At 39.4% G+C, this 3,879-nt stretch carries 1 protein-coding gene and 1 pseudogene; both read left to right on the top strand.

Going from position 1 to position 3,879, the window contains the following annotated elements:
- Positions 1–86: 86 nt before the first annotated feature.
- Positions 87–3,527: a DEAD/DEAH box helicase family protein gene (locus tag B4237_RS05255; RefSeq protein ID WP_286942010.1), complete on the top strand. Its 3,441-nt coding sequence runs from the start codon at positions 87–89 to the stop codon at positions 3,525–3,527.
- Between the two features lie 75 nt (positions 3,528–3,602).
- Positions 3,603–3,879 (top strand): annotated as a pseudogene (locus B4237_RS05250) (hypothetical protein); the annotation flags it as partial.

Raw genomic sequence — 3,879 nt, 5'->3', positions numbered from 1 at the left:
ACAGTAAATGTCAACAGACCCTAGTCAAAACCAAGCATTTAACGGTACTTTATAAAATTTAATTAAAAACATGAGGGAATATATACATGAGCAATTTTCAGTTTTTAGAACCTGAATTTAAAAGCTTGGCAGCGACTGCCAAAGAAGCTGAAAAGCTTGTGTATATATCCCCACAATTTGCTCTTGCTGCTGCTCGAAGCTCGCTTGAAAGTCTTGTACTGTGGCTGTATCAATACGACAAAAAACTGACTCAGCCTTATGATGCTTCACTACATAACTTACTCAACGACCTCAAATTTAAAGACCTGATACCACCCTATATTTGGGACAAAATGGACAATATCCGCATGGTCGGCAACAGTGCCGTACATGGGAAAAAGTTCAAACAACTCACGACAGAAGAAACCGTAAAACACATCAGCCATTTATTCCTGATGTATGTCTGGTTTGAACGTAACTATGGTTCACCTTCAAAAGACCGTTCACAGTCGATTTTATTTAACCCAAAACTGATTCCAAATACTGACAATACGCAGCAAATTACTGCCAATAAAGAGCAACTGCAAAAAGAAACTGAAGCTAAAGAAAAACAATTTGCAGAACAACACAAAGCCCTACGAGAATTAGAACAACGACTATTTGAACAATCTGCAAACTTAGAAGAACGAGAAAAACTATTAGCCAATATTGACGCTGAACTTGCACAAAAACGTGCTGAAGTCGAACAAGCCAAAATTGCCAACAGCAAAATCGAAGACCATACCGACTATAAAGAAGATGAAACCCGAAAACTTAAAATTGATCTCATGCTTGAAGAAGCAGGTTGGGAAATTAGCACATCAGCACGAGTAGAAGTACCCGTTACTGGTATGCTAAGCCCATCGGGTAAAGGTGCAGTGGATTATGTGCTATATGATGCAGATGGCTTGCCCTTGGCAGTGGTTGAAGCAAAACGCACATCGACCGATCCAGATATTGGACAACAACAAGCTAAACTCTATGCAGACTGCCTAGAACAACAAACAGGACAACGACCTGTCATATTCTATACCAATGGTTACAAAACCCGAATTTGGAACGATGTGCAAGGTGGTCCACCACGCTTAGTTCACGGCTTTTATACGCAAGCAGAACTCAAGCGTCTGATCGAAAGACGTAAGAACAACCCTGATTTAAGTAGCTTCCCGATCAATGCGGACATTGTCGAGCGTTACTACCAAACTCGTGCCATCAAAGCCATGCTTGCAGCCTATCAACGTAAAGAACGTGCAGGCTTACTGATTATGGCAACAGGCACAGGTAAAACACGTACTGCCATTGCACTGGTCGATGTGCTAATGAAAGCAAATGTGGTACAAAAGGCGTTATTCCTTGCAGACCGCACATCATTGGTCAATCAGGCGCACAATGCTTTCAAAGCCAATTTAAAAGATGCTTCATTCGTCAACTTGCTTGAAGATAAAAATCAGGTTGGTCGTGTGTATTTCTCTACTTATCAAACCATGATGGGGTTAATAGATGAAATGAATGCCGATGGCACACGAAAATTTGGCACAGGTATGTTTGACCTGATTATTATTGATGAAGCACACCGTAGCGTTTACCAAAAGTTTGGCGAGATTTTTAAATACTTCGATAGTTTGCTTGTTGGTTTAACCGCAACGCCACGAGATGAAGTTGACCGTGATACATACGCACTGTTTGGTTTAGAAAGCGGTGTACCGACTGATTACTATGATCTTGACCAAGCCATTGCCGATGGTTATCTCGTGCCACCCAAAGCTTATTCTGTCCCACTTAAATTCATGCGTGAAGGCGTGAAATATGACGAACTTTCCGAAGAAGAAAAACAACATTGGGATAGTCTAAATTGGGGCAATCAAGATGCACCTGAAGAGGTCTCAGCATCCAAAATCAATAAAGAGCTGTTTAATACAGGCACGATTGATTTAATGCTCAAGCACTTGATGGAAAATGGTATTAAAACTGAAGGTGGAGATCGTTTGGGTAAAACTATTATCTTTGCCGTCAATCAAAAACATGCCCAGTTTATTGCTGATCGCTTCAATGAAAACTATCCGCAATATGATGGTAAGTTTGCCCGTGTCATTACTCATGCCACTAAGTATCCGCAAAGCCTGATTGATGACTTTAGCAAGAAAGATTTAGCTGAGCCACAGATTGCGATTTCAGTGGATATGCTCGATACAGGGATTGATGTACCTGAAGTGGTCAACTTAGTATTCTTTAAAGCGGTTCGCTCTAAAGTCAAATTTATGCAGATGATCGGGCGTGGTACACGCCTCTGCAAAGAATTGTTTAGCCCTGAAAAAGATAAAAAAGAATTCTTTATTTTCGATTATTGCTCTAACTTTGAATACTTCAATGAAAATCCAGATGGTGCGCCTGTATTGACCACAGAGCCACTCGGACAACGCTTGTTTAAAGCACGTTTAAATATCCTGAGTTTACTGAATACGAAGGACGATGCTACAGAAGAGCTAAAAGCTGTACAGCAAGATATGCGTCAGAGTTTACAGACTGAAGTTAAGTCCATGAACAATGAGAATTTCATTGTGAAATCTGAACTTGAGCATGTTGAACATTTCAAGAATGATGATGCTTGGAACAACTTGGATGATCTTGCCATCGGTACATTACGAGAACACATTTCTAAATTACCAAACCAACTTGAGCCTGAAACTTTAGAAGCTAAATTGTTTGATATGCTTTGCTACAACCTTGAGCTGGCAGTATTGGAAAAGAACAATACAGCGATTCAGAGTTATGCCAATAAAGTGATTGAAATCGCTTCAAAGCTAGAAAGCAAAGAAAATATTCCTGTCGTTGCTGAACAGATTGCGCTGATTCAAGATATTCAAACCGTTGAATATTGGAAAGGCATCACATTGCCAATGCTTGAGGCGATGCGTAAACGTATTCGTGGCTTGGTAAAACTGATTGAAAAATCCACATCGACTATTGTGTATTCCATGCTAGACGATGAAATTGGAGAAATGCAAGCAGTCGATATACCAGTCGTTTCAAGTGGCGTAAACCTAGCCCAGTACCGTAAGCGTGTAGAAAGTTTCATCAAAGCGAATGAAAATCATATTACCATCGCAAAGTTAAAGCGTGGTTTAGCACTGACACCGACTGACTTAAGTGAGCTAGAACGTTTCGTTTTTGAAGCCCAAGAAGTTGAAAGTCGAGATAAGTTTGAAGAGTGCTTTGGGACAGAAAGATCACTGCCTCTTTTTATTCGTTCCTTGGTCGGTCTAGATCGTCAGGCAGTACAAGAAGCTTTTTCAAAGTATCTGCAAGGTACAACCTATAACGATAAACAGATTCGTTTTATTGAAATGATCATTGATCATCTCACTATGCGTGGAACTTTAGATGCTGCTCAGCTATATGAACCACCTTTCAATCAAATCCACTATGAAGGAATTGATGGAGTGTTTGATGATGCAGAGGCTGACAACATATTTGGCGTTGTTGAAGCGTTTAATGAAGCGGTAGCGTAGGTTTTATTTTAAAGGAGAAAAATAATATGGTTTTACCAATATGGGCTGCTTATGCAGTAGCAGGATTAGCTATAAGTGGCGTATCAAGCTATTTTATTTACAATAATTGGGAAAAATTTAAAAAAACTATTTAATGGTAAATCTATTGTCATTTTAGGGCAGCGTACTACTGGTAAAACAACGCTTCTTAATTATTTACTTAAGGGAGAAATTACTTTAAAGCATGAGGCAACAATTGGTGTTGAGAAAGTTAAAATTAGCAAAAAGAAACTAGCAGATCTTGGCTGGGATGTTCGTTTGAATAGTATTCAAAAAGATTATAGTGGAGTTACTTCTAATTATGAACAATGGT

The sequence above is a fragment of the Acinetobacter sp. UBA6526 genome (assembly GCF_002434875.1).
GTDB lineage: Bacteria > Pseudomonadota > Gammaproteobacteria > Pseudomonadales > Moraxellaceae > Acinetobacter > Acinetobacter venetianus.
Note: the sequence above shows the minus strand (reverse complement) of the source record. Positions and strands in the feature narration are given on the sequence as shown.